The sequence below is a fragment of the Micromonospora sp. NPDC049891 genome, assembly GCF_040660295.1.
Classification (GTDB): Bacteria; Actinomycetota; Actinomycetes; order Mycobacteriales; family Micromonosporaceae; genus Micromonospora.
Genome location: NZ_JBFAML010000074.1, coordinates 1 through 1,486 on the forward strand (window position 1 = coordinate 1; position 1,486 = coordinate 1,486).

Sequence of the window (1,486 nt, forward strand, 5' to 3'; positions counted from 1 at the left end):
TGACCGGTTTCAACCAGTCGTTGCAACACGACTGTCCTGAGCGGACGGTAACAGATCGTTAAGGGCTTCGCCGGGCGTTCTCCACCCGAGTGCCTTGCGTGGCCGGCTGTTCAATGTTGCCGCCACTGCCGCGAGTTCGCCGGTGTTCCAGCGGGCCAGGTCTGTACCTTTGGGAAAGTACTGCCGGAGCAGCCCGTTGGTGTTCTCGTTCGTGCCGCGCTGCCACGGACTGTGTGGGTCGGCGAAGTAGACCTGCACGCCGGTGTCGATCGTCAGCTTCGCGTGCTGGGCGAGTTCTTTGCCGCGATCCCAGGTCAGCGTGCGACGCAACTGCTCGGGCAGAGCGGTGATCGTCGCGGCGATCGCTTCGCGGACGGCTTCGGCGCCATGCCCGGCCAGGGCCGGACCATTCTTCGACCGCGCTTCGACGCCCCAACCGTCCATGCGGGGCAGGTGCAGCAGCATGGTGAAGCGGGTGCTCCGTTCCACGAGGGTGCCGATCGCGGACCTGTCCAGCCCGATGATCAGGTCACCTTCCCAGTGCCCGGGCACGGCCCGGTCCTCGACCTCGGCCGGCCGCTGGCTGATCATCACTTCCGGGGTGACCATGCCGTCGCGGCGTTGCCGGGCCCGGGCGCGCGGCACCCGCAATGCCCGGCCGGTGCGCAGACACGCAACCAGTTCACGGTTGAGCGCACCGCGGCCCTGGATGAACAGCGATTGGTAGATCGCCTCATGCGAGATGCGCATGGACTCATCATCCGGGAAGTCCAGCTTCAACCGGTTGCTGATCTGTTCCGGGCTCCAGGCAGTGGCCCAACGGCGGTCTTCCCGGCGGGGCTTGTTACGTCCCTTCCAGGCCCGAGCCGTCGGCCCGGCCACGAGCTCGCCGCCGGCCCGACGCACCGCCCCGGACAGTCGATCCTGCACATACTCGCGCAGCCGCGGATTGGACAGCAGCTTGGCGGCCTTCGGGCGCTTGGCCGCCTGCTGCGCCTTCCACTGCGCCACCGTGGCCCGGTACTCCTGCTTGCCACCCCGGGTCGCCGCGTTGCGGCGTAACTCACGCGAGATCGTCCCCGCATCGCGTCCGATCCTGCGGCCGATCTCCCGCACGCCCTTGCCCTGCGCCCGCAGCAGCGCGATCTCCTCGCGTTCGGCGAAGGACAGATAGCGGCCCGAAGGCTCGTCCAGGCTGATCGGCGGCATGCCGCCAGCGTGACGAAACCACCGCGTCCCAACCGGCCACGACACGCCAACATGCAACGACGCCTCGACCGTCGTGATCCCCGTCGCAATCAACCGCCAGAACTCCCGCTGCACAACGCGCGAAGGCTCAGGCCGACCCGGTGACCGCATCGGCGCCCGCAGCGCCCGGTCCGCCGCCCACTGCCTCCGCGCCCTTTCCGGCACCTGCTCCAGCTTCGTGTTCCTGCCCATGCACACCTCCGTGATCAAGGTGTTGCGACGACCGGTTGAAACCGCC

At 68.3% G+C, this 1,486-nt stretch carries 1 protein-coding gene; it reads right to left on the reverse strand.

The genetic code is table 11. The features are described 5' to 3' along the window. Positions 1-9 precede the first annotated feature (9 nt). Positions 10-1,359 (reverse strand): IS30 family transposase, encoded by a 1,350-nt coding sequence (locus AB0I71_RS32490; RefSeq protein ID WP_357591186.1) that lies wholly within the window; start codon positions 1,357-1,359, stop codon positions 10-12. Positions 1,360-1,486: the final 127 nt, after the last annotated feature.